Source organism: Falsiroseomonas algicola, assembly GCF_011040385.1.
Classification (GTDB): domain Bacteria; phylum Pseudomonadota; class Alphaproteobacteria; order Acetobacterales; family Acetobacteraceae; genus Falsiroseomonas; species Falsiroseomonas algicola.
Genome location: NZ_JAAIKB010000009.1, coordinates 200085 through 224322 on the forward strand (window position 1 = coordinate 200085; position 24238 = coordinate 224322).

Consider the following 24238-nt stretch of genomic DNA (forward strand, 5'->3'; position numbering starts at 1 on the left):
CGGCTTTGCCGGCCGCAGGTCACTCCGCGCGTGCGGTGGCATCACTCCGCCGCCTTTGCCCCCGCATAGGTCCAGCCGCTGGCCCCGATCTTCGCCCCCGCGCTGGCGGCGACGGAGGCCTGGTCGATCGCCAGCTTGCCGGGGTTCAGCAGATTGTAGGGGTCCATCGCCCGCTTGAAGGCGATCTCCGTCTCGTCCACCGGCTTCATGCCGTTCTCCCGCACCAGGAAGGTGTGGTTGTTGGCGCCGATCGCGCCATCCTCCTGCATCCCCGCCGTCACCGCGGCCAGCTGCGCCTCATCCTCGTAGCGGAACAGCGGAGAGCCTTGGAAGGACAGCGTGCCGTCGAAGCGCTTGGCCTCCAGGTGGAAAGGGCCGAGGCCCGCGAAGCGCTTCACCGACCGCGCGATCGCCTCCACCAGGCCCGGATCGCGATAGAGCCCGATGCAGTTCACCAGGCTGCGGTCCTTCTTGTTGACGTGGAAGCGCGTGTGCCCCCAGGCGAATTCATAGGCCGGCGCGCCATAGCTGCCCTGGCCCTCCGCCGCCGTCGCCGTGATGGTGCCGCCGAAATCCCGCACCAGGCTTTCGAAGGACTCGAAGAAGGGCGCGGCGACCATGCAGATCGCCATGTGCTGCCCCTCCCGCATCGCGCCCGCCAGCGGTGGGATGAGCGAGGGCAGGGGCCATTGGTGCAGGCAGATCAGCTTCTTGATGATGCCGTCGCTGACCGCCAGCGCATGACCGAAGCGGACGGCCTGCATGAAGTCGGGGAAGCAGACCATCGCCTCCTGCCACGCCCAGGCGGGGGCGAGGGGCATCTCCGCCTCCAGGATCAGCCCGTTGGCGCCATAGGCGTGGTGCACCAGGTTCACGTCGGGGCCGCGCAGCTCGACGATGCGCGGCTCCTCCTCCACGCTCACCACCTGCAGCGCCAGGATGTTCCCGCGGTCGCGCAGGATGCCGTATTGGCAACTCCCCACCCCCGCATGCCCGCCGCCGAGATAGCCGCCCAAGGTCGAGGCGCGACGCGTCGAGGGATGCATCCGCAGCTCATACCCCGCCGGCTTCGTCGCGGCATCGAGGTCGATGAGCCGGATGCCGCATTCCGCGCGCACCACGGGGCCGCGATGCCACACCACGCGGTCCAGCGCCGTCATGTCCAGCAGCGCGCCGCCCCGCAGCGGGATGCCCTGGCCGAAATTGGCGGTGCCGGCGCCGCGCGCGATCAGCGGCACCTTCGCGCGCGCGGCGGCGGCGGCGATGCGCAGGACGTCCTCCCGGTTGCGCGGCCGCAGCAGCACATCGGCGCTGCGGTCCTTCGCCTCCCGCTTCAGGACCGGGCTGAAGGCGCCGCTCATGTCCCGGCTGCGCTGGCGGACCAGCACGGGGTCGGTGATGGCCGGGATGTCGGCCAGCGCATTCAGGAAGGTGGGCAGGTCGGCTTGCATTGGGGCGGTCTCCTGACGGCAGGAAGCATCGGCCGCGCGCGCCGGGAAGCAGCACTTTGTGCGCGGGGCGTTGCCTTCCGGGCAGCACCCCGGCAGGCTGCGCGCCATGCGATCCCTGCACGGGCGGATGCTCCGCTATCTCGATGAGGTCGCGCGCCACGGCTCCATCCGGGGCGCCGCGACGCGGCTTTCCGTCTCCGCCTCCTCCATCAACCGGCAATTGCTGGCGCTGGAGGCCGAGATGGGCGTGCCGCTCTTCGACCGCCTGCCCAACCGCCTGCGCCTGACGGCGGCCGGGGAGGCGCTGGTCGCCCATATCCGCCGCACGCTCGCGGACCATGACCGCACGGCCGCCCTGATCGAGGAGATGCGCGGCGCCCATGGCGGGACGCTGACGGTCGCCATGATGGGCGGCCTCGGCCCCGAACTCATCGCCCGCACCACGCTGGCCGCCCGCGCCGCGCGGCCCCGCATGCGGCTCGTCTTCCAGCGCCTGTCATTACCAGAAATCCTCGCCGCGGTGCGGGAGGGTCGTGCCGATCTCGGCCTGGCCTATGGCGCGGAGGGGCAGCGCGGGATCGCGACGCTGATGGCCTGGGAATGCCGCCTCGGCGCCGTCATGCCGCCGGACCATCCGCTGGCCGGCCACGCCTCGCTGCGCCTGGCGGATCTGCTTGCCGCGCGCCTGGTGTTGCCGGCGGAGGGCATGTCGCTCCGCCCGCTGGTGGAGGCCGGCCTCGCCCGCGGCGGCCTGCGCCCCGACCCCATCGTGGAGGCCAACGAGGTGGAGGTGATGAAGCGCGTCGCCGTGCTGGCGCAGGGCGTGACGCTGCTGAACCGCCTGAACATCCAGCCGGAGGAAGCCCGCGGCGACCTCGCCTTCGTGCCCATCGAGGATCGCGCCTTGCCGTCGCAGACGCTTCGCCTCTTCACCGCCGAACGCGCCGCGCAACCCGTGCTCTCCGGCGTCTTCGCGGAGGCGCTGCGCGGCGTGATCGAACCGATGCTGGCCGGTCAGCCCAACTCGAACAGCGCCTCGACCTCGATCGGGATGTCGGAATAGAGCTCCGCCACGCCGATCGCGGACCGGCAATGCCGCCCGCCCTCCCCGAAGACATCGACCATGAGGTCGGAGAAGCCGTGCAGCACCTCCGACGGCCGGTTGAAGCCGGGCGCGCAGTTGATGAAGCCCATCACCCGCACGCAGCGCACCACCGGATCCAGCGTGCCGAGGTAATGCCGCAGCGTGGAGAGGCAGCAGAGCCCCGTGATCCGCGCGGCCTCCCGCCCCTGCTCGATGGAGAGTTCCCGCCCTAGCTTGCCGACGACGAGCGGTACATTCCCCTCGCCGAGCGGCCCATGCCCGCTCATATAGACATGGATGCCGGAGCGCAGCGCGCGCACGCGGTTCGCCTCGTCCCGGAAGGGCGGCGGCAGCGTGACGCCGAGGGCCGCCAGGCGTTGCTCGTTGGTAGGCATGTCAGTGTTCCTCCAGCAGCCTTCCGCAGCCCGCGATGCGGTCCGTGATCCCGTGGCTGCGCAGCGCGTGCCAGTAGGTGACGGCATTGATGGCCAGCACGGGCTTGCCGAGCCAGGCCTCCGCCTGCGCCGCCAGCTGCATCATCGGCAGGTTGGCGCCGAACTGGATGATGGCGCGGACCTCGGGCCGATTCACCTCATTGATCGCGTCGCGCAGCGTGGCCAATGGCGTCAGCCCGATGCCGACGGGGGAGGGGCGCTGCAGGTGCCTCGCCGCCACCACCTCGCAGCCGATCTCGGCGATGTAGTTCACGAGATGGCTGTGGGCGACGGGGAAATAGGGCGTCACCAGCCCGACCGGGCCGGTGATGCCGAGTGCCTTCAGCGCGGCTGGCAACGCATCCGCCGCCTGGGTGAAGGGCAGGCCGCCGGTCATGCGGTCCACCCGATCCTGGATCGCGCGGGCGGCGGCGAGCCCGCCGCCCCAGATGCTCTCGGCCGAGATGCCGAGCACGATGCGGTCCGGCTGCGCCGTCAGCACCCGTTCCAGCGCGGCTTCGAGCGCCGCATCGATGCGGCTGATCAGCGTGTCGAAATCCGCATCGCTGTTCAGCGGATCATTGGCGATGTGCATCCGCGCGACGTGGTTGGTGATGCCGCGCGGGCGCATCGTGTCGTATTCCGGCTGCACCACCGTGTTGGTGGAGGGCGTGACCACCCCGAAGCAGCCGCGCCACCCCAACACGTCCGGCATGGTCAGCGCGTCGCGCGGCCGGAGGCGACGAGGTAGGCGCGCTCGGCTTCCGCCATCTGCGCCACCGCGGCGTTCAGCTTCTCCGGCGTGTCGAGCGCCGGGTCGGGCAGGGCGCCGAGGTTGCGGAATTCCTCCACCAGCGCGGGGTCCGCGACGGCGGCGCGGAAGGCCGCGGCCAGCCAGGCCTTGCGATCCGCCGGCACCGCCTTCGGCACCGCGATCCAGCGGCTGACGCCCCAATTGGCGTCGTTGCGCCCGATGATGCTGTTGACGGTCGGCGTTTCCGGCAGGAAGGGCGTGGATTGCCGTCCCGTCACCGCCACCGGCAACAGGCGGTTGCCCTGCATATGGCCGCGCACCTCGGCGAAGAAGCCGAAGGCGAGATCGACATTGTTGCCGAGCAGCGCCGTGATGCCCGGGCCACCGCCCTGGAACGGCACCTTGAGGAAGCGTGACCCGCTGGCCTGTTCCAGCTGCTCGATCAGGTATTCGTAGTAGCCGCCGACGACGTTGGCGACGCGGATGGTTCCCGGCCGTGCCCGCGCCGCTTCCAGCAGCCCACGCAGCCCGCCCGTCTTGAAGGGACCATCCGCATTCACCATCAGGTTCAGCGGCTCGGCGTTCAGATGCGCGATGTGGTCGAGGTCGCTCACCTGCCAGCGGCCCTGGGACCGCGCGGCGTCGGAGATCACCAGGTTCGCGATGATGCCGATGGCGTGCCCGTCATGCGGCGCCTGGGTCGCCAGCCAGGTATGGCCGACGAGCCCCGCACCGCCGGTGCGGTTGTTCACGAAGCTGCGTTCGCCCGTCACCCGCTCGAAGAAGCGCTGCACGACGCGGCCGGTGATGTCCATGCCGCCGCCGGCGGGATAGACGACCACCATCTCGATCGGCTCCCGCGGATAGCCCGCGGGCTTGATGGCGTTGAGGGCGGCGCGCGCGGGATGCGTCTCCTGCGCCATCGCCGCGCCGGCGAAGGGCAGTGCGGCACTGCCGGCGATCAATCCGCGTCGGGTGATGGTCATGCTGTTCCTCCCACTAGGGTTGTTGTCTTGCGCTTGAAAGCGACCAGCAGAAGCATCCCGACGGCGGCGGCGATCATCACCGCCGCCAGCGGGCGCTGGAGGAAGATCATCGCCCCGTCGGGCGACATCACCATGGATTGGCGCAGCGACTGTTCCAGCAGCGGCGCCAGCACGAAGGCCAGCACCAGCGGCGCCAATTCGTAGCCGAGCTTGCGCAGGAACCAGCCCACCACGCCGAAGCCCAGCATGACCCAGAGGTCGAAGAGGTTGCGGTTGGCCGAATAGGTGCCGACCAGCGCCAACAGCAGGATGGCGGGGAAGAGCACGGCATAGGGCACGCGCAGCAGCTGCACCCACAACCCCACCAGCGGCAGGTTCAGCACCAGCAGGAAGACGTTGCCGATATAGAGGCTGGCGATCACGCCCCAGAAGACATCGGCGCGATCCGCCATCATGGTCGGGCCGGGCTGCACGCCGTTGATGATCAGCGCGCCCATCAGCAGCGCCGTCACCGCATTGCCGGGAATGCCGAGCGAGAGCAGCGGGATCATGCCCGAGGACACCGCCGCATTGTTCGCGGCCTCCGGCCCCGCCACGCCCTCGATCCGGCCCTTGCCGAAGGTCTCGGGGTTCTTCCCCACGCGCCGTTCCACGGCGTAGGAGAGGAAGGAGGCCGTGACGGGCCCGCCGCCGGGCAGCAGGCCGATGGCGAAGCCGAGCCCGCTGCCGCGCAGGATCGGCGCGAAGGAGGCCTTCCAGTCGGCGCGCGTCGGCCACACCGCCGACAGCTTCGCCTTCACCGCCATCCCGCGCGCGGATTGCTCCACGTTCAGCAGGATCTCCGAGACGCCGAACAGGCCGATGACGACGGCCAGCAATTCGATCCCCGCGGAAAGATCGACGCTGCCCGCCGTGAACCGGAATTCGCCGGTGACGATGTCCATGCCGATCGCCGCCAGCCAGGCGCCGAGCCCGATCATGATCGCGCCCTTCAGCGCCGATCCCTGGATCATCAGGATGGTGCAGGCGAGCCCCAGCAGCATCAGCGCCGCATATTCCGGCGGGCCCATGCGGATGGCGAAGGCGCCCAGCATCGGCGCCGCCAGGCACAGCACGATGATGCCGAGCGTGCCCGCGATGAAGGACCCCAGCGCCGCCATGCCGAGCGCCGCCCCCGCGCGCCCCTGCTTCGCCATCGCATGACCATCGAGGCAGGTAACGACGGAGGCGGCCTCGCCTGGGATGTTCACGAGGACGGAGGTGATCGACCCGCCATACATCGATCCGTAGAAGATGGCGCAAAGCATCGCGATGGCGCCGACGGGCGGCAGCGCGACGGTCGCCGGCAGCAGCAGGGACAGCGCGGCCAGCGGCCCGATGCCCGGCAGCACGCCGATCAGCGTGCCGATGACGCTGCCGATGAAGATGAACTGGATATTCTGCCAGGTCAGGATGACCTCGAAGCCCGCCAGCAAGCCGCCGATCGTGTCCATCCGTCAGAATCCCAGCGGGCCACGCGGCAGCGGCGTGCCGAGTGCCACCGCGAAGAGCAGATGCATGCTGCCGGCCGCGATCACACCGGTGACGATGGCGGCCATCCAGGATTTCTCCGGCGCGATCACGCGGAACAGGATGGGCAGCCCGATGACGCCCGCCAGCGCGAAGCCAAGCCAGGGCACGGCGATGATCATGCCGGCGACGACGATGATCAGCATCGCGGTGCGGAAGGGCGCGCCGGGCGCTTCCCAGAACTGCGCGGCGATCTCCTCCCCGGGCACGGGCTGGCCGCCCGTCACGACGTGGCGCACCAGCAGCCCCACGCCACCGGCCAGCACCAGCAGCCCCGCCAGGAAGGGGAACAGGCCGGAGCCAGGCCCGCTGGGATCGCTCAGCCCGAGTTCCTTCGAACTCCAGCACAGCGCGATGCCGAGCAGGACCCAGAACAGGCTGACCGCAGCATCGAGGCGCGCCATGGCATTCCTGGTGTCGTTTCTTCCCGCGCGCAGCATCGCCCGATCCGCGCAGGTCGCGCAAGCTGTCTTGTCCGGACAACCGTCTCGCCATAGGCTGGCATCAATCGGGAGGACATCCGGCGCATGGACGGCGGAAGCGTTCAGGCTTTTCCAAGGCTGTTCACGCCGGTGCGGATCGGCGCGGCGACGTCGCGCAACCGCGTGATGCGCGTGGCCACCACCTCCAACCTCGCGGAGATGAACCGCGTCGGCGAGCGTATGCTGGCCTTCTATCGCAGCGTTGCCGAAGGCGGAGCGGGCGTCGTGGTCAGCGAAGCGGCGCGCGTGCATCCCGGCGATGCCGTGACGCCGCAGGCCATTCCGCTCTTCGACCGCGGGCCCATCCCGGGGCTGCGCAAGCTGGTGGGCCAGGTGCATGAGGCCGGCGCGCTCTTCGTCTTCCAGCTCAACCATGGCGGCCGCCAGCATCTCGGCCGTCGCGTCGGCACGCTGATCGCGCCCTCCGCCATTCCCTGCCCACGCTCCGGCGGCACGCCGCATGCGCTGACGACGGTGGAGGTGGAGCAGATGGTGGAGGCCTTCGTCTCTGCCTCGCTCAACGCCATGGAGACCGGTGCCGATGGCGTGGAGATCCATGGCGCGCAGGGGCACCTGATCGGCCAGTTCGTCTCGCCCTATACCAACAAGCGCGACGACCGCTATGGCGGCAGCCTCGAGAACCGGCTGCGCTTCCCGACCGAGATCCTGCAGGGCGTGCGCCGTCGCATCGGCCATCGCGCCATCATCGGCTATCGCCTGGCCGTGGAGGAGTTCACACAGGGCGGCATCGATGCCGACCAGGCCTGCGAGATCGCGGCAAGGCTCGCGCGGGAAGGGCTCTGCGACTACGTCTCCCTCAGCCAGGGCAACTTCAACACCATCGACACGCATCTGCCCGACCGCCACTGGCCGCAGGAAGCCTATCGCGGCATCCAGGCCGCGGTGAAGCGCGCGGTCGGCGATGACTGCGTCGTGGTGCAATCCACCCGCGTGCAGACGCCCGACCAGGCGGAGAGCATCATCGCCGCCGGCGATGGGGACATGGTCGGGCTCTGCCGCGCGCTGATCGTCGATCCCGACTGGGCGAACAAGGCGCGCACCGGCCATGCCGCGGAAATCCGCCGCTGCATTGCCTGCAACCAGTGCTGGGACTGGATTTCCAGCGGCGAGCCCATCGGCTGCTCCACCAACCCCGTGGCGGGGCGGGAGCACTTCTTCGGCAAGCTCAAGCGCGCCGTGCGCGCCACGACCGTCGTGGTCGGTGGCGGCCCCGCGGGAATGGAGGCTGCGCGCATCGCCGCCGAGCGCGGCCATCGCGTGGTGCTGTTCGAACGCGATGCTGTCCTGGGCGGCAAGTTCCGTGACGCCAGCCACTTCCCGCTGGGTGGCGAGGTCCGGCACCTGACGCTGTTCCAGGAAGGCGCCTTGAAGCGCGCGGGCGTGGAGGTGCGCCTCAACGAGGAAGCGACACTGGCAAAAATCCTCGCGGAGCAGCCGCATGCCGTGATCGTCGCGACCGGCGCGCAGGCCGTCGCGCCGTCGCTGCCCGGCGATGGCAGCGTGCCCGTGCTGGCGCCGACCTCCATCGGCGAATTGGCGTCGCTGCGCGGCGGGCCTGCGAAGCGCATCCTGCTGATGGATGAGGATGGCTACTACTGGGCCGCCGCAATCGCGGAAGCGGTCGCGCCGCTCGGGAGACTCATGGTTACGACGCGCTTCTTCGAACCCTTCCGCGAATTGCCGATGGTGTCGCGCATCGCGACGCTGCGGGAACTCGACAAGGCCGGCGCGGAATACCGCACCTCCATGGCCCCCGTGCGGATCGAGGGCGGCGCGGTGGTGCTGCGCCACTACCTCACGGGGCGGGAAGGCTGGGTGGAGGATTGCGCGGCGCTGCTCTGGATCGGCCAGGCGGAATCCCGCAACGGCCTGGTGGAAGCGCTGAAGCGCGCAGGGGTGGAGCGCACGCATCTGGTCGGCGATGCCTATGCGCCGCGCCGCGTCGCCGTCGCGCTGGTCGAGGCTCAGATCGCCGCGCGGGCGGTATAGGGGGAACGCCAATGTCCATCATCAAGCGCAGCATCGATGGCGACACCGCGCAGCGGATGATCGAGGCCGCGGTCGCGAAATCGCGCGAGCTCAAGAAGGCGATGTGCATCGCCATCGTCAATGAATGCGGGCAGCTCAAGGCCTTCCATGCCATGGACGGCGCCGCGCATCTCGCCATCCAGATATCGCAGGACAAGGCCTGGACGGCGTCATCCTTCGGCATCGCCACGCATGTCTGGTGGGACTTCATCAAGAACGATCCGCCGCTGCTGCACGGCATCACGCATACGCCGCGCCTGACCATCTTCGGCGGCGGCTATCCCGTGATGGAGGAGGGCCAGATGATCGGCGCCATCGGCGTCTCCGGCGGCCACTACTCCGATGACATGGAAGTGGCCCGCGCGGCGCTGGAGGCGGTGGGCGCGCCGGTCTCCTGAACCGGCGGCGGCGCCTCCTCCTCCTCCTCGATCGCCTCGGCGCGCAGCCCGTGCGCGTCGGGGCCCATGCAGAACCAGCACATCGCGATCAGCCCCTGAACAGACGGGCGGAGGCGATCTCCGAGCCCTGGCGCATCGACTTCAGCTTCGCCCAGACCACGTCATTCGCCACGCGGCCGCGCCCCGCGGAGGTATCGAAGCCGCAATCCGTGCCCGCCTGCACGCGCTTCGGATCGCCCATCACCTGCGCCACGCGCTCGATCCGGTCGGCGATCACCTCGGGGTGCTCGATGAAGTTGGTGGTGGTGTCGAGCACGCCGGCGACGAGGATCTGGTCCTCCGCCAGGGGATGCTTCGCGAAGACCTTGTATTCATGCGCGTGGCGCGGATTGGCGAAGGGCAGCACGAAGCCGCCGACCTTCGCCTGCGTCACGATGGGCAGGATGTCCTCCAGCGGCACGTCATGGTCGTGCGGGCCCTCGTAATTGCCCCAGCAGACATGCAGCCGCACGCGGTCGCGCGGGATGTTCGCGATGGCACGGTTGATCGCCGTGATCACGCGTTCGCAGAAGCCGAGGAAATCCGACAGCGGCCGGTCGCGGTAGGAACAATGCCGTTCCAGCGCCAGGTCCGGGCAATCCAGCTGCAGCAGGAAGCCCTGCGCGACGATCGCTTCGTATTCCACGCGCAGCGCATCGCCCAGCGCCGCCAGATAGGCTTCCTCGCTGTCATAGTGCCGGTTCTGCACGATGGATCCGATGATGCCGGGGGAAGGCGCGGTCAGGAACGCCTCCGCATAGCTGCCGGAATGCGCCGCCAGCGCCTGGCGGAAATCCGTGCATTCATCGTTCACCGCGGCGGGGTCGAGGTAGCGGACCTCCCCGATCGCCGCGGGCAGGAAATCCGTGTTGGTCACGGCCTCCTGCTTCCCCGCCAGCTCCTTCACCTGCTGCTTGTAGTCGGGATAGGCATCGAGGTCCGCCCAGCCCGTGCGGCTGCTGCTGTCGCCAAGGCCGCTCAGGCGGTGGCGGAGATACAGCACGAAGCTCTCCCGCTGCTGCTCGCCATTGTTGATGATGTCGAGCCCGCTTTCGATCTGCTTCGGGATCACGCCGAGCAGCGCCGCGCGGCCCTCCGCCTCGATCGCCTTGGGGTCCACCGCTTCCCCCCGCACGCGGCGCGCATAGAGTCTCGTCAGCGCCGGCGGCCGCGGCAGGCTGCCGGTATGGGTGGTCAGGATGCGCGTCTCGCTGTGCTTCATGGTCACGTTCCGTCCCGGTATGCTTGGGAAGGACGCTAGCGGATCGTGCGGTCCTGTCGAGGTGGTCTGGACCCGCGCGGGCCGGCACCCCACAACTATCGCATGACCGAGAACCCGCTCCTCGCCCCCTGGACCACCCCCTTCGGCGTGCCGCCCTTCGACCTGATCCGGGCCGAGCATTTCGCGTCGGCCTTCGAGGCCGCGCTGGACGCCCATCGCGCGGAGATCGCCGCCATCGGCGACAATCCGGCCGAGCCCGACTTCGCCAATACGATGGAGGCGCTGGAACGCGCCGGCGGCCTGCTGACCCGCATCGCCTCCGTCTTCTTCAACCTGACGCTCAGCCAGGCGACGCCGGAGTTGCAGGCGGTGGAGCGGGACTGGGCGCCGAAGCTGGCCCGCCACCGCTCCGCCATCGCGCTCGATCCTGGCATCTTCAAGCGCGTCGCCGCGCTGCATGCGCGGATCGATGGCTTGGGCCTCGCCCCCGACCAGCGGCGCCTGCTGGACCGCCGCTACCAGGGCCTGCTGCGCTCCGGCGCGGCGCTGGACCAGGTGACGCGCGACCGCCTGACGGAGCTCTCGACGCGCCTGGCCACGCTCCACACCGCCTTCGGTCAGAACGTGCTGGCCGACGAGAATGACTGGACCATGGCGCTGGCGGAGGACCAGCTCGGCGGCCTGCCCGACAGCCTGGTGCAGGCGGCGCGGGAGGCCGCGAAGGAGCGGGGGCAGGAGGGCTACGTCATCACCCTCGCGCGCTCCTCCGTCGAGCCCTTCCTGACCTTCTCGACGGAGCGCGCGCTGCGCGAACGGGCCTGGCGCGCCTGGGTCGCCCGCGGCGCGCTGCACCCCGACCGCGACAATGCGGCGCTGGTGCGGGAGATCCTGGCGCTCCGGGCGGAGCGCGCCCGGCTGCTCGGCCACACGGATTTCGCGGAATACCGGCTGGTGGACACCATGGCCCGCACGCCGGAGGCCGCCGAGGGCCTGCTGCGCGCGGCCTGGGAGCCCGCCAAGGCCCGCGCGGCGGCGGAGCGCGAGGAGTTGGCCGCCATGGCCCGCGCCGCCGGCCACAACGACCCCATCGAGGCCTGGGACTGGCGCTTCTGGGCCGAACGCGCCCGCCAGCAGAAGCACGAGATCGATGCCGGCGCCCTCAAGCCCTACTTTGCCCTCGATGCCATGCTCGCCGCCGTCTTCGACACGGCGAAGCGCCTGTTCGGCATAAGCTTCGAGGAACGCGCCGACATCCCGCGCTACCACCCCGATGTCCGCGCCTTCGAGGTGACGGAGGCCGACGGCACGCATCGCGGCGTCTTCCTCCTCGACAATTTCGCCCGCGCGGGCAAGCGGTCCGGCGCCTGGATGAGCAGCTTCCGCGTGGCGGATGCGCTGGATGGCCGCGTCTCCCCCATCATCGTCAACAACAATAACGTGGCGAAGGCATCGCCCACGCTGCTGTCCTTCGACGATGCGCGCACGCTGTTCCATGAATTCGGCCACGCGCTGCACGGGCTGCTCAGCACCGCGCGCTACCCGTCCCAGTCGGGCACCGCCGTGCTGGGCGACTTCGTCGAATTCCCGTCGCAGGTGATGGAAAACTGGCTCTCCGTCCCGGACGTGCTGCGCCGCTACGCCCGCCATGTCGAGACGGGCGAGCCGCTTCCGGAGGCGATCCTCGAGAAGCTGCTGGCGGCGAGGAATGAGGGGCAGGGCTTCGCGACGGTGGAGTACGTCTCCTCCGCGCTGATCGACCTAGCGCTGCACCGCGCGACGTCACCGGAAACGCTCGACCTCGCCGCTTTCGAAGCCGATTTCCTGCGCGACATCGGCATGCCGGAGGCGATCGGGCTGCGGCATCGTCCGATCCATTTCGGCCACCTCTTCGCCGGCGGCGGCTATGCCGCGGGCTACTACTTCTACCTGTGGGCGGAGGTGCTGGACGCCGACGGCTTCGAGGCCTTCGAGGAAGCGGGCGACCCCTTCCACCCGGACCTGGCCGCGAAGCTGCGGCAGGTCTTCGAGGCCGGGGATACGAGGGACCCGATGGAGCTGTATGTCGGGTTCAGGGGGCGCAAGCCGGCGGTGGATGCGCTGCTGAGGAAGCGGGGGCTGGCGGCGTAGGGGCGGCCGCTACCCCCACCCTAGCCCTCCCCCGCAAGCGCGGGGGAGGGGACGTCGGACTCTCCCTCCCCCGCGCTTGCGGGGGAGGGTCGGGGTGGGGGTCTGCGCTACGCGCTCAAACGTTGAACCTGAACAGCAGGACGTCGCCGTCCTTCACAACGTATTCCTTGCCCTCGACGCGCATCTTGCCCGCTTCCTTGGCGCCCTGCTCGCCGCCCAGCGTCGTGTAGTCGTCATAGGCCGTGGTCTCGGCCGCGATGAAGCCGCGTTCGAAATCGCCATGGATCACGCCCGCCGCGCCCGGCGCCTTGGTGCCGCGCACGATCGTCCAGGCCCGCGTCTCCTTCGGCCCCACCGTGAAATAGGTGATCAGGCCCAGCAACTCGTAGCCCGCGCGGATGATGCGATCGAGCCCGCTATCCGCCAGGCCCAACGACTCCAGGAACTCCGCGCGGTCCGCATCCGCCATCTGGCTGATCTCGGCCTCGATGGCGGCGGAGACGATGACGGCCTTGGCCCCCTGCGCCTTCGCCATCTCGAACACCCGCGCGCTGAAGGCGTTGCCGCTGGCGGCGGAGGCTTCCTCCACGTTGCAGACATAGAGCACGGGCTTGGAGGTCATGAGCTGGAGACGGCGCACCGCCTCCTCCTCCCCCTTCGGGATCGCCGTGCGGGCGGGCCTGCCTTCCTGCAGCGCGGCCAGGATCGGCTCGATCAGCGAAAGCTGCGCGCCCGCTTCCTTGTCGCCGCCGCGCGCGCGCTTCTGCAGGCCGATGCTGCGCTTCTCCAGGCTGTCGAGGTCGGCCAGCATCAGCTCCGTCTCGACCGTCTCCGCATCCCGCACCGGATCGACGCTGCCCTCGACATGGGTGATGTCGTCATCCTCGAAGCAGCGCAGCACATGGACGATCGCATCCACCTCCCGGATGTTCGCCAGGAACTGGTTGCCCAGCCCCTCGCCCTTGGAGGCACCGCGCACCAGGCCGGCGATGTCCACGAATTCCAGGCTGGTCGGCACGATCTTCTGCGACTTGCCGATCTTCGCCAGCACGCCGAGCCGCGGATCGGGCACCGCCACGCGGCCCACATTCGGCTCGATCGTGCAGAAGGGGTAGTTCGCGGCCTGGGCGCTGGCGGTGGCCGTCAGCGCGTTGAACAGGGTGGACTTGCCGACATTGGGCAGGCCGACGATGCCGCAGTTGAAACCCATGGGAGATCAGCCTTCCTGAGCAAGCAGCGCGCAGAGATCGGCTGCCAGGGTGGAGGCGGCGATGCGCGCCGCCGCGTCGTCGGTGCGGAAATCCAGCGCCGCGGCGCGCAGCAGCGGCGCCAGCGTCGCCGCCGGCAGGCCGACGCGCTTGGCGGCATCGGCGATGCGGATGGCGTGTTCCTGCGGGCTGCGGTTCTCCGCCAGCAGCGATGCCGCATCCAGCGCGAGGGCGGCACGCAGCGCGGCCTCGCCCGCGGTGTGCAGCACCATCCGCAGGCGGCGCACGTCGGAAATGGGCTCCGCCGCCGCCACGCCGGGCGGGTTGGGGTTGCCGGTCGCGCGCAGCGCGGCAGCGGCGCCGGCCAGCGCCTGCGCTTCCCGGATCAGCCCCGCCGCCAGTGCCGCGGCGCCATTGGCGAAATCCTCGGGGCCGGGGCCGCCGAAATCGCCCCCGAACATGCCGTCCTCGTCCTGCATCACGCCGGTCCCTGCTGAGTCAGAAGTGCGATGCGCGTCATGAAGTCCTCGGCCTTGCCCGCGGCCAGCAGCGGCGCGGCATCGGCCACCGCATCCAGCAGCGGCTCCACCCAGGTATCGACCTTGGCGAAATTGCCGAGCACATGGCCATGGACGCGGTCCTTGTGCCCGGGATGCCCGATGCCGAGCCGGACGCGCCAGAAATCGGGGCTGCCGAAGGCGCGCTGCATGTCGCGCAGCCCGTTATGGCCCGCGGCCCCGCCGCCCTTCTTCACCCGCACCTTGCCCGGCGCCAGGTCCAGCTCGTCATGGAAGGCCCAGACATCGGCCGGCGCCAGCTTCAGGAAGGCGGCGGCCTGCTGCACGGAATCGCCGCTGGCATTCATGTAGGTCTCGGGCTTCAGCGCCAGCACCTTGGTGCCGCCGATGCTGCCCTCCGCCACTTGGCCCTTGAAGCGCTTGCGCCAGCTGGAGAAATTGTGGCGGCGGGCGATGGCGTCCATCGCCATGAAGCCGATGTTGTGGCGCTGTTTCGCGTGTTCCTGCCCCGGATTCCCGAGGCCAACCCACAGCAGCGCCACGACATCCTCCGCGCCCATGCGCGCGCCGGGCAGCGCTGCCGCGCGGCCCGGCCCATGCTTCGATGATGGAGACCGGCGCCGCACCCCGGGGGGAGCGGCGCCGGCAGCAGGTTACTTCTTCTTGGCGGGCGCGGCCGGGGCCGCAGCAGCCTTGGCCGGGGCGGCGGCCTTGCCGCCCTTGCCCTTGGCCTTGGGGTCCGGCGCCGGGGCGGCGGCCACCGGGGCCAGGGTCTCGTCGGTGGTGGGCGGCGCGATGGTCGCCACGACGAAGTCGCGGCCGGTGATCACCGGGCGGGCGCCGAAATTGTCCTTGATGGCGGACCAGCGCAGGCTCTCACCCACCTTGGCGGCGCCGAGGTCGATCTGGAAGCCATCCGGCACCTTGTCGATCTCGGCCATCACCTCGACCTCACGCCGCACCACGTTCAGCACGCCGCCGGCCTTGATGCCGGGGGCGGTGTCCTCGTTCAGGAAGGTCACGGGGACGCGGACGCGGATGCGGGCGCCGGGGGCGACGCGCTGGAAATCGACATGGACGGGGCGGTCGGTCACCGGGTCGAACTGCACGTCGCGCATGATGGTGCGCTCCGTCGGGCCTTCCTTCACCGCCACCTCATAGAGGTGCGACTGCCAGCCGCCCTTGGTCAGTTCCTTCATGACGTCGCGCGGGTCCAGCGCCACAAGGGTCGCTTCCTGCTTGGCGCCATAGACGACACCGGGGACAAGCCCCGAACGGCGGGTCGCGCGTGCTGCCCCCTTACCTGCGTGCTCGCGCGCCACAGCCTCGATCCGAACAGTCTGGACCATTGCCAGGCTCCTTTGAAAAGAAAAGCGCCGGCCTCCAGGGGTGCCGACGCGGGGCGACGCCTAGCGGATAGGGCGCCCGGACGCAAGGCTCCGCGCGGAAAACCGGCCTCGCGGGCCGGATTCAGCCCCCCCTGCTAGCCCACCGTGACGCGCGCCTGGGCCCGGGCGCTCCGCCCCTGCTCGTCGGTCCAGGTGAAGACCAGCTCGCTGGTCCGGTCCAGCTTCAGGAAGAAGACGTGGTAGGGGTTGGCGGAGGTGCCGTTGCGGAACTCCGCCTGGAAGGCCAGCGCCCCGTTCACGGAGACGGTGAGGCGCTGCAGCATGTCCCGGGGCGCCGCGCGGCCGCCTTCCTGCCGCAGCCCGGTCTCCATCGGGTGTTCCATCAGGGCGCGGATCTCGACCGCCTCGCCCGGCCGGGCGCTGCGGGGGACGCGGATGCGGGGGGTCGCGAGCGTCATGACAGGCACCCCCCGGTGGTCACGCGCAACTCCGCGGCCGTGCGGCGGACCGATCCGTCGCTCAGCTGCGCGATCGCGATGATCCGCTGGTCCTCCGCCAGGCGGATGCGCGTCTGCACCTCCGCCCGCGCCATCAGCGGCGTCAGGCGGAAGCTGGCGACGCCGGGCGTCGGGTTGCGGGTGGCGAAGACATGGATGGCGGTGACATGGGCCTCGGCGGTCTGGGGGCTGTCCACCAGCACCGTGACCGGCACCTGGCCGCCATTCTCCGCGACGGGCGGCGCCCGCAGCGTGATCCCGCCCTCGGTCGCCGTCGTATCGCCCACCTGCTCCCGGATCGCGGTCGCCACGGCGTCTTCCTGCGCCAGCGCGCCGCCCGGCAGCGCCAGCAGCAGCAGGCCGAGGCCGGCGCGACGGGTGAGGGCAGGGGCCATCAGGCGAACATGTCCTTCGTGATGCTCTCATACCAGCTGTCGGCATAGGTCGCCTCCAGCCGCCGCTGCTCCGGCAGGTCGCCGCGGGGGGAGACGCCGCCGGAATTCGGCACCTCGACGATCGCCGTGCCCTCCGCATTGGGGCGGAAGATGCCGACGATGGAGATCCCGTAATCCTCCCCCACATGGCTGTAGCAGGTGTTGTAGTAAAGGGCCTGGGGAGGCGCCTCGCCCCGCAGCGACGCCACCGCGCTCGCCACCGCCTGCTTGGCCGTGGAGTTCGCGATGTAGCCGGATTTCGGCATGGGGCCGGGGATGTTGGCATCCCCCACCACATGGATGCCGGGTGCGGCGCGGCTCTCGAAGGTCACGGGGTTCACCGGCACCCAGCCGGACTGGTCCGTGAGGCCGGCCTCGATCGCGATGCGGGCGGCGGATTGCGGCGGGATGACGTTCGCCACCTCCACCTTGTGCCGCGTGCCGAATTCCGTCTCCAGCACGCGCTCCGCGGCATCCACGCGCGTCACGCGCCCGTCGCGGTTGGCCGGCACCCATTCGATCATGCCGGGATAGAGGGCGTTCCACCCATCCTGGAACAGCCCCTGCTTGCTGAAGGCGTCCTTCGCGTCCAGCGCCAGGATCTTCGACCGCGGCTTGTGGCGCTTCAGGTAGCCCGCGATCATGCTGATGCGCTCATAGGGGCCGGGCGGGCAGCGGAAGGGGTTGCCGGGGATCGCCAGCCCCACCACGCCGCCATCCGGCATCTCCTCGAGTTGCCGGCGCAGCAGCAGGGTCTGCGCGCCATCGCCGGGCACCCAGGCATGGGGCAGGCGCTCGGCGGCGGCCTCGTCATAGCCCTCGATCGCACCCCAGCGCAGCGCGATGCCGGGGGAGAGGATCAGCCGGTCGTATTCCAGCGTCTCCCCGCCCTGCAGCCGCACGCGCTTCGCGGCCGCGTCGATGCCCGTGGCCCAGTCATGCACCACGCGGACGCCCTTGGCGCGCAGCCCGTCATAGCCATGGGTGATGTCACCCATCTGCCGCACGCCGCCGATGACCAGATTGCCATAGGGGCAGGTGACGAAGCGCGTCTTCGGCTCCACCAGCGTCACGGCGAGTTCCGGGTAGCGCCGGCGGGCGAAGGCGGCGGCCGAGGCGCCGCCGAAGCCGCCCCCCACCACCAGCAGCCTTGCCTGGCCCTGGGCGCGCGACAGGGACGGGGTGGCGAGTATGGCGGCGGCGCCCAGCAGCGCGCGGCGGGAGAGGGTCATGGCGGGCATCCTCAGCGCGGCAGGCGGGCGAAATGGTCGGCGGCGGCGGCGATCTCGGCCTCGGTATAGCCGCGGGCGACGCGGCCCATGATGGTGGCCGGCCGCTCATTGGCCCGGAAGGCCGCCATCAGGGCCACCAGCTCCGCCCGATCCCGCCCCGCCAGCGCCGGCACCCCGCCCGCACCCGCGCCGTTCGGGCCATGGCAGCCGATGCAGCCTTCCGCCACCAGCGGCGCCTGCGCCTGCGCGCCTCCCGCCCAGGCCGCCAGGGCGGCGGCAGCCAGTGTCATGCGGATCATCGTTCTTTCCCCCGGGCGACATTCGGCGTCGTTCCGGGGGAGTTGCTACAATGCACGAAACGATGGTGTCAAATGCCGCGAATCACGCGCGGCCCAGGCCGAAGAGCGGCCGCAGCCGCAGCCCTACCGCATTGCCCAGCAGCGCCGGCACGATCCAGACCCAGCCATGCAGGCTGCCGGAGGCGATGCCGCCGAGATAGGCGCTGATGTTGCAGCCGGAGGCCAGCACCGCCCCCACCCCCAGCAGCAGCCCACCTGCCACGGAGGCGATGGCCTCCCCCACCCGCGGCCAGCGCCATGCGCCCGCCCGCCCCGCCAGCGCCGCCGCCAGGAAGGCGCCCGCCATCAGGCCGAGATCCATCACCGTGGTGCGGTCCGCCAGCAGGGGGCGCAACAGCGCCTCGGTGCGCGTCGGATCCTCCCAGAAGGCCCAGAAGGCCGGGTCGTCCCACCCCAGCGCCTCCACGAGCTTCGAGCCCCAGAGCGGAAAGGCCGCGGTGATGGCCCAGGGCCGCCCCGCCAGGAACAGCGTCAGGGCCGAGAGCAGCGCCAGCCCCACCGCCCCCCAGGCCATCGGCCAGGGGCCGCGCCAGAGCACGCCGGGGAAGGGCGCGCGCGCCTGCCAGCCCATCGGTTCCACCGCGCCATGCCGCGCCTGCTCGATGAGGCGGGACAGGCCGAAGACCAGCGCGAAGGCCGCCAGGCTCAGCCCCACCGCCGGCCCGAGCCCGAGCGCTCCGGGCAGCGACACCGCGCCGATCCCGGGCCAGTCCGACCAGGCCTCGTACTGCCAGGCCGCCAGCGTCGCCCCCGCGATGAAGGCCAGGAGCGTGATCCACATCCGCGCCCCCTGGCCGCCCGCCGCCGTGTAGAGCGTGCCGGAGGCGCAGCCGCCGCCGATCTGCATCCCGATGCCGAAGAGGAATGCGCCGACCAGCAGCGCGACGCCGACGGGGAAGACGAGGCCCCTGACCGGCGCGCCCGCCAGGCTCCCGGCCTCAATCGCCGGCAGCATCACCACCGTCGCCACCGCCAGCAGCAGCATCTGCGCGCGCAGCCCCGCGCCGCGGCCTTCCGCCAGCAGCCGGCGGAAGGCGCCGGCGAAGCCGAAACTCGCCTGGAACAGCACGAAGCCCAGCGCCGCGCCGAGCAGCCAGAACACGGCGCCCGCCCCCAGCCAGGCCGCGGCGCCTACCATCAGCAGGCCAGCCACAAGCTGCGCCACGCCCGATCCCCTTTTCCCGGTTGCGGGGCGAGATAGGCGCCGCGGAGGCGCAACGGAAGCTACAGGATGACGCTCGCCGCCAGCAGCGCCTCGGCCTCCGCCTCCACGGGCGGGGCGGCAAGCAGGATGGCTGCCAGCCACCCCCACATCGCCGCCTCCATCACGGATGCATCAGCCCGAGGGCCGCCAGCGCAGCCACCGCGGCGCCCACCACCAGCGCGGCCCGCAGCGCCAGCGCAGCCGGGCCTTCGAGGAACAGGGAAAGCGGTGCCGCGCGCGACCGGCGCGGAGGGTTGGGTTCAGCCATGGAGGGATGTTCCACGAAATCCACGGCGCGATCAAGTGATGCACGACGCAAGGTCGTTTTTATCGGATCGGACAATCAGAACGGATGGACTCGCGAGTCCGTAGCGGTATATTATGATTCCACGAAACACGAAGGTTTTTCCATGCCGGGCACAGGGACCGCGATCCGCAGGCGCTGTTGACGCTCCGCACCCCGCCGCCGCCTGCCTGTCCCCTGCCGGAAAGCCCCGTCCCCGATGTCCTCCCTCGCCGCCGCCATCCTCCCCGCCCGCCCCGCGCCGCTGTCCGCCCGTGGGCTGGAAACGCGCCCCCTCCATCCCGCCTTCGGGGTGGAGGTCCTGGGCCTCGACGTCACGCGCGACCTTGACGAGACCGCCGCCGCCGGACTCCGCCAGGCGCTGGAGGCGCATGAGGTGGTGGTGCTGCGCGACCAGGCGCTGGACCCCGTGCAGCTGGTGGCCTTCACCGCGCGCCTCGGCACGCTGTCCCGCCACCCGCTCTCCCGCCTCGCCCTGCCCGGCCTGCCGGAGGTCGTGCTGGAGCAGGACGAGCCCGATGACCGCCACGCCCAGTGGCATGCGCACATGACCTGGGCCGAGGCGCCCAGCCGCTACTCCGCCCTCTTCGCCGCCGAGATCCCCGCCGAGGGCGGCGTCATCGCCTTCGCCTCCCAGGTCGCGGCCTATGCGCGGCTCGATCCCCATCTGAAGGACCGGATCGAATACCTCTCCGTCGAGCACGCCCATCCCCGCGGCCGCGCCGCCGGCCTGGCTCCGGTGGTGCACCCGCTGGTGCGGATCGACCCCATGACCGGCCGCCGCGCCCTCGTCCTGGACCACGACACGACCGCGCGCGTGCGCGGATTGCCGGAGGCGGAGGGCGAGGCCCTGCTGCACCGCCTGCTGGCCGCGGCGACGGACCCCGCCATCACGCTGCGCCATCGCTGGCGGGCCGGCGACCTGGTGGTCTGGGACAACCGCGCCGTCCTGCACCGCGCCGCCTTCCCGGCCGCCTGGCGCCTGCACCGCACCATGGTCCGCGGCAGCCGCCCCCTCGGCCCGGCGGACCTGGTGACGCCCTGGGTCTCGGCCGGCTGAAGACGGTCCAGGGGCGTCTCGCCCCTGGCGGATGGGGTGCGGGGAAGGCAGCGCCTTCCCCGCATCGTCAGACCGGCGCCAGCCCCACTGTCATGCCGCCACACACATAGAGCACCTGCCCCGTCACGAAGCCCGCCCGCTCGTCCAGGAAGAAGTGGACGCCATGCGCCACATCCTCCGGCGTGCCGAGCCGCTTCACCGGCACCCCCTCGATGATCGCCCGCGTGCGCGGGCTGTTGTCCGGGTTGGCGCGGCGGAACAGCTCCGTCGCGATCGGCCCGGGCCCGATCGCGTTCACCGTGATGCCGTCGGCGGCCAGTTCCAGCGCCCAGGTGCGCGCCAGCCCGATCAGCCCCGCCTTGCTGGCCCCATAGGCGCTGCGCAGCTCCTTCCCCAGCGCGGCGCGGGAGGCGATGTTGACGATCCGCCCGAAGCGCGCGGCGCGCATCGCCGGCAGCAGCGCCTGCGCCGCCAGCAGCGCGCTGCGCAGGTTCACATCCATCACCGTCGCCAAATCGTCCGGCGTCGTCTCCTCGATGCTGGCGGGCTTCACCACGCCCACATTGTTCACGAGGCGCAGCGGCCCATGCTTCGCCGCCGCCTCCGCCAGCACGCCCCGCGCCGAGGCCAGGTCCGCGAAGTCGCAGGCGAAGAAGGCCTCGCGCGGCAGGGGTTCCTCCGGCGCGCGCAGGTCGAGGTTCACGACGGTCAGCCCCGCCTCCACCGCGCGCCGCGCGATGGCGCGGCCGATGCCGCCGGAACCCCCCGTGATCAGGACCGCATCGCTCACTTCCAGGTTTCCTCCACCCAGGCCAGCAGACGCTCCGCCAGCCCTTCCCAGCCCCAATCCAGCATCATCGCATGCGCCATGCCATCCAGCAGCGCGAAGGGCGCGGCGTGCCAGGCGGCGGTGCGCACCACCGCATCCGGCGGCACCAGCGGGTCCCGCCGAGCGCCATAGATCACGGCGGGCTTGCCCACGCCCCAGGCCGGCGGCACGGGCTGCGGCGCCTGCGCCTCCAGCAGCGCGCTGCGGCTCTCCGATCCCATCCGGGCGATGTGCCGCAGCGCCTGGGCTTCCGGCATGGCCGCGCTGAACAGCGCGCGACGCAGCAGCGCGCCCTGGGCGGCACCCGCGCCCGGCTCCGTCATCCGCGCCACCGCGCGCCAGAGCGGCGGGTCCGCCATGGCCAGCCGCCAATTGGCCCAGGCGAGCCCTTCCGGCGGCGCCGGCGCCAGCAGGGCGATGCCGGCCACGCCCGGCTGGTCCAGTAGTCGCTGCGCCACCAGCCCGCCCAGCGAATGGCCGATAATCACCACCGGCCGATGGATCGCCGCGATCGCCGCCCGCGCATCATCCGCGTAATCCGCCAGCCCCGCCGGTCGATGGGTGGAACCGCGATTGAAGGTCGGCGCGAAGACGGGAAAGCCGGCCGCGGCCAGGCGGGCGCCAAAGCCTTCCGCCCAGACCCAGGCGCCGCAGGCCGCACCATGCAGCAGCAACAGCGCGGGCGCGCCGGGGCGCGGGGCGGGGGGGTCCCAGGCCAGCATGGAGCCGCGGGCGAAGATCAGGTCGAAGGGGTCGGGGGCACGCATCCCGTCCATCGTGGCAAGGGGGCGCATCCTGGGCAACCGGCGGCGCACTCCGCTATGGTCGCGCCATGCCCCATGGACCGGATCCGATGCTCGCGACTATCGTCGCCTGCATCCTGCTTGCCTTCCTCCTCGGCAGCGGGGCGCGCTTCCTGCGCATGCCCGCGCTGATCGGCTACATCGCCGCCGGCATCGTCATCGGCCCCTGGCTGCCGGGATCGCTGGCGGAGCGCGGCATGGTCGCCGCCATGGCGGAGGTGGGCGTGGCGCTGCTGCTCTTCGGCGTCGGCCTGCATTTCAAGCCGGCCGACCTGCTGGCGGTGTGGCGGGTCGCGGTGCCGGGGGCGGTGCTGCAGATCGGCTTTGCCATGGGCCTCGGCGCGCTGGTCGGGCAGGGGCTGCTGGATCTCACGCCAGGCGCCTCGCTGGCCTTCGGGCTTGCTCTGGCCATCTCCTCCACCGCCGTCGCGACAAGGGCGCTGGAGGAGCGCGGCAAGCTCGGCGGCGCGCCCGGGCGCCTCGCGCTGGGCTGGCTGGTCATGCAGGATCTGGTCGTCGTCTTCGCCCTGGTGCTGCTGCCCGCCCTCGCCGGCGGCGGGGATGGAGAGGGCGTCGCGCTCGATGTCGGCAAGGCCGCGCTGTCGCTCATCGCCTTCGCCCTTGTCATGATGCTGGCCGGAAGGCGGGCGCTGCCCTGGGCGCTGGTGCGGGTGGCACGCGGCGGATCGCGCGAACTCTTCACCCTGGCCGTGCTGGCCGCGGCGCTCGGCGTCGCGGTGGTCGCCTCCTCCCTCTTCGGCGTCTCCTTCGCGCTCGGCGCCTTCTTCGCCGGCGTGGTGCTGGGGGAGAGCGATGTCGGCCACCAGGCGGCGGCCGAGGCGACGCCGCTCGCCCGCATCTTCTCCGCCATCTTCTTCGTCTCGGTCGGCCTGCTGCTCGACCTCAGCGTGCTGGCCGACGAACCGCTGGCCGACCTCGCCGCGCTGGCCGCCGTGCTGGTCGGCATCGGCGGCGGCGCGCTGGTCGTGATGCTGGCCTTCCGCGTCTCGCCCCGCACCGCCCTGATCGTCGCGGCCGGCATCGCCCAGATCGGCGAATTCTCCTTCCTGCTCACGGAAGTCGCGATCCGCCAGGGCCTGGTGCCGGACAGCGTGCGCGGCCCCATTCTGATGGCCGCCGTCGCCAGCATCATCGCCACCCCCCTGCTGCTGAAGGCGGCGGAGGCGCTGGCACCGTGGCTGGAGAAACGCCTGGCCCGCCCGGAGTCGCGCGCCGTCACCCCGCCGCAACTCCCCTGGCCGGTGCTGGAGGAACACGCCATCGTCGTCGGCTCCGGCCGCGTCGGCAGCGTCGTCATCGCCGCCCTCCGCCGCCACCACCTGCCGCTGATCGTGGTGGAGGAGGATCGCGCCGGCGCGGAACGCCTGGCGGCCCAGGGCATCCCCGCCGTCTGGGGCGACGCGACGCGGGAGGAAGTCTTCCACGCCGCCGCGCCCGAACGCGCCCGCCTGATCGTCGTGGCCCTCCCTGATGCCCCCCAGGCGCGGGAGGTGCTGCGCCTGGCCCGCGCCGCGCGCCCCGGCATCCCCGCCGTGATCCGCACCCATAGCGACGAGGAAGTCGCCTGGCTGGAGCAGGAGATCGCCGGCGACGGCCTGGCGCTGATGGGGGAGCGGGAGACCGCGCTCGGCATGGCGGACTACGCCATGCAGCGCCTCGGCGTCGCCCCCTCCACCGCGCAGGCGACGGTGGATGTGCTCCGCCGCCGCGCCATGGAGGACATCGCCGCGGGGTGAGGATCCTTGCCCTTAGAGCCGATTCTCATCAGGTTGCGGCATAGCCGGCGTGGCGGAGGTAGTTGGCGCATTCGGCGGGTGTGAAGGCG

The 24238-nt window shown here is 71.2% G+C and carries 25 protein-coding genes; 6 read left to right on the forward strand and 19 right to left on the reverse strand.

All coding sequences use genetic code 11. The annotated features are described in order from the left end of the window. Positions 1–41: 41 nt before the first annotated feature. Complete coding sequence (locus tag G3576_RS21200) at positions 42–1451, reverse strand: FAD-binding oxidoreductase (RefSeq protein WP_164696426.1); 1410 nt, start codon at positions 1449–1451, stop codon at positions 42–44. Between the two features lie 106 nt (positions 1452–1557). On the opposite strand from G3576_RS21200, the gene G3576_RS21205 reads away from it, so the two are divergent. Continuing rightward, positions 1558–2514 (forward strand): LysR family transcriptional regulator, encoded by a 957-nt coding sequence (locus tag G3576_RS21205; RefSeq protein ID WP_164696427.1) that lies wholly within the window; start codon positions 1558–1560, stop codon positions 2512–2514. On the opposite strand, the gene G3576_RS21210 is transcribed toward G3576_RS21205, so the two are convergent. From G3576_RS21210 to G3576_RS21230, 5 genes are read right to left on the reverse strand one after another with little or no spacing between them, the layout of a single operon-like run. Continuing rightward, complete coding sequence (locus G3576_RS21210) at positions 2466–2930, reverse strand: RidA family protein (RefSeq protein ID WP_164696428.1); 465 nt, start codon at positions 2928–2930, stop codon at positions 2466–2468. The two genes, G3576_RS21205 and G3576_RS21210, sit on opposite strands and share 49 nt — an antisense overlap. A gap of 1 nt (position 2931) precedes the next feature. Next, positions 2932–3684 (reverse strand): maleate cis-trans isomerase family protein, encoded by a 753-nt coding sequence (locus G3576_RS21215; protein WP_164696429.1) that lies wholly within the window; start codon positions 3682–3684, stop codon positions 2932–2934. A gap of 2 nt (positions 3685–3686) precedes the next feature. Then, positions 3687–4709, reverse strand: a complete 1023-nt coding sequence (locus G3576_RS21220) for a Bug family tripartite tricarboxylate transporter substrate binding protein (protein ID WP_164696430.1) — start codon at positions 4707–4709, stop codon at positions 3687–3689. After that, positions 4706–6202, reverse strand: coding sequence for a tripartite tricarboxylate transporter permease (locus tag G3576_RS21225; RefSeq protein ID WP_164696431.1), 1497 nt, complete (start codon positions 6200–6202; stop codon positions 4706–4708). Before G3576_RS21225 ends, G3576_RS21220 begins: the two co-directional genes overlap by 4 nt. A gap of 3 nt (positions 6203–6205) precedes the next feature. Next, the gene (locus G3576_RS21230) at positions 6206–6682 is read right to left on the reverse strand and encodes a tripartite tricarboxylate transporter TctB family protein (protein ID WP_164696432.1); all 477 of its coding nucleotides are present in this window, start codon (positions 6680–6682) and stop codon (positions 6206–6208) included. Positions 6683–6805: 123 nt separating this feature from the next. Here G3576_RS21230 and G3576_RS21235 point away from each other — a divergent pair, with 123 nt between their 5' ends. Beyond that, on the forward strand, positions 6806–8770 hold the full coding sequence (locus G3576_RS21235; protein WP_164696433.1) for an oxidoreductase: 1965 nt from the start codon (positions 6806–6808) through the stop codon (positions 8768–8770). Between the two features lie 11 nt (positions 8771–8781). Further along, on the forward strand, positions 8782–9207 hold the full coding sequence (locus G3576_RS21240; RefSeq protein ID WP_164696434.1) for a GlcG/HbpS family heme-binding protein: 426 nt from the start codon (positions 8782–8784) through the stop codon (positions 9205–9207). 88 nt (positions 9208–9295) lie between these two features. Here the strand turns inward: G3576_RS21240 and G3576_RS21245 are convergent, their stop codons facing one another. Next, positions 9296–10468: a cobalamin-independent methionine synthase II family protein gene (locus G3576_RS21245; RefSeq protein ID WP_164696435.1), complete on the reverse strand. Its 1173-nt coding sequence runs from the start codon at positions 10466–10468 to the stop codon at positions 9296–9298. 102 nt (positions 10469–10570) lie between these two features. Here G3576_RS21245 and G3576_RS21250 point away from each other — a divergent pair, with 102 nt between their 5' ends. Further along, a complete protein-coding gene (locus G3576_RS21250) occupies positions 10571–12595 on the forward strand; it encodes a M3 family metallopeptidase (protein ID WP_164696436.1) in 2025 nt (674 codons plus the stop codon). Positions 12596–12710: 115 nt separating this feature from the next. On the opposite strand, the gene ychF is transcribed toward G3576_RS21250, so the two are convergent. The 10 genes from ychF to G3576_RS21300 all read right to left on the reverse strand — a co-directional run bounded on the left by ychF (position 12711) and on the right by G3576_RS21300 (position 19664). Continuing rightward, positions 12711–13805 carry a redox-regulated ATPase YchF gene (ychF, locus tag G3576_RS21255; RefSeq protein WP_164696437.1) on the reverse strand — a complete coding sequence of 365 codons (1095 nt, stop codon included), beginning with the start codon at positions 13803–13805 and terminating at the stop codon, positions 12711–12713. A 6-nt stretch (positions 13806–13811) separates the two neighbouring features. Beyond that, a complete protein-coding gene (locus G3576_RS21260; RefSeq protein WP_164696438.1) occupies positions 13812–14282 on the reverse strand; it encodes a hypothetical protein in 471 nt (156 codons plus the stop codon). After that, entirely contained in the window at positions 14282–14881 is a 600-nt protein-coding gene (gene pth, locus G3576_RS21265) for an aminoacyl-tRNA hydrolase (RefSeq protein ID WP_164696439.1), read from the reverse strand. The genes G3576_RS21260 and pth overlap by 1 nt, the downstream gene beginning before the upstream one ends. Before the next feature lie 93 nt (positions 14882–14974). Continuing rightward, positions 14975–15670 carry a 50S ribosomal protein L25/general stress protein Ctc gene (locus tag G3576_RS21270; RefSeq protein WP_164696440.1) on the reverse strand — a complete coding sequence of 232 codons (696 nt, stop codon included), beginning with the start codon at positions 15668–15670 and terminating at the stop codon, positions 14975–14977. 134 nt (positions 15671–15804) lie between these two features. Beyond that, the gene (locus G3576_RS21275; protein WP_164696441.1) at positions 15805–16128 is read right to left on the reverse strand and encodes a thiosulfate oxidation carrier complex protein SoxZ; all 324 of its coding nucleotides are present in this window, start codon (positions 16126–16128) and stop codon (positions 15805–15807) included. Further along, positions 16125–16562 (reverse strand): thiosulfate oxidation carrier protein SoxY, encoded by a 438-nt coding sequence (locus G3576_RS21280; RefSeq protein ID WP_164696442.1) that lies wholly within the window; start codon positions 16560–16562, stop codon positions 16125–16127. The genes G3576_RS21275 and G3576_RS21280 overlap by 4 nt, the downstream gene beginning before the upstream one ends. Then, complete coding sequence (locus tag G3576_RS21285) at positions 16562–17833, reverse strand: NAD(P)/FAD-dependent oxidoreductase (RefSeq protein ID WP_164696443.1); 1272 nt, start codon at positions 17831–17833, stop codon at positions 16562–16564. Before G3576_RS21285 ends, G3576_RS21280 begins: the two co-directional genes overlap by 1 nt. 11 nt (positions 17834–17844) lie before the next feature. Then, a complete protein-coding gene (locus G3576_RS21290) occupies positions 17845–18132 on the reverse strand; it encodes a c-type cytochrome (protein ID WP_164696444.1) in 288 nt (95 codons plus the stop codon). 82 nt (positions 18133–18214) lie between these two features. Next, positions 18215–19357, reverse strand: coding sequence for a YeeE/YedE family protein (locus tag G3576_RS21295; RefSeq protein WP_207622950.1), 1143 nt, complete (start codon positions 19355–19357; stop codon positions 18215–18217). Positions 19358–19517: 160 nt separating this feature from the next. Then, positions 19518–19664 carry a hypothetical protein gene (locus G3576_RS21300; protein WP_164696445.1) on the reverse strand — a complete coding sequence of 49 codons (147 nt, stop codon included), beginning with the start codon at positions 19662–19664 and terminating at the stop codon, positions 19518–19520. Positions 19665–19899: 235 nt separating this feature from the next. On the opposite strand from G3576_RS21300, the gene G3576_RS21305 reads away from it, so the two are divergent. Beyond that, entirely contained in the window at positions 19900–20760 is an 861-nt protein-coding gene (locus G3576_RS21305) for a TauD/TfdA dioxygenase family protein (protein ID WP_164696446.1), read from the forward strand. Positions 20761–20827: 67 nt separating this feature from the next. Here the strand turns inward: G3576_RS21305 and G3576_RS21310 are convergent, their stop codons facing one another. Further along, positions 20828–21550 (reverse strand): SDR family oxidoreductase, encoded by a 723-nt coding sequence (locus G3576_RS21310; RefSeq protein WP_164696447.1) that lies wholly within the window; start codon positions 21548–21550, stop codon positions 20828–20830. Further along, the gene (locus G3576_RS21315) at positions 21547–22356 is read right to left on the reverse strand and encodes an alpha/beta fold hydrolase (protein ID WP_164696448.1); all 810 of its coding nucleotides are present in this window, start codon (positions 22354–22356) and stop codon (positions 21547–21549) included. Before G3576_RS21315 ends, G3576_RS21310 begins: the two co-directional genes overlap by 4 nt. 86 nt (positions 22357–22442) lie before the next feature. Here G3576_RS21315 and G3576_RS21320 point away from each other — a divergent pair, with 86 nt between their 5' ends. Beyond that, positions 22443–24149: a cation:proton antiporter gene (locus G3576_RS21320; RefSeq protein ID WP_164696449.1), complete on the forward strand. Its 1707-nt coding sequence runs from the start codon at positions 22443–22445 to the stop codon at positions 24147–24149. The last annotated feature ends 89 nt before the right edge of the window (positions 24150–24238 follow it).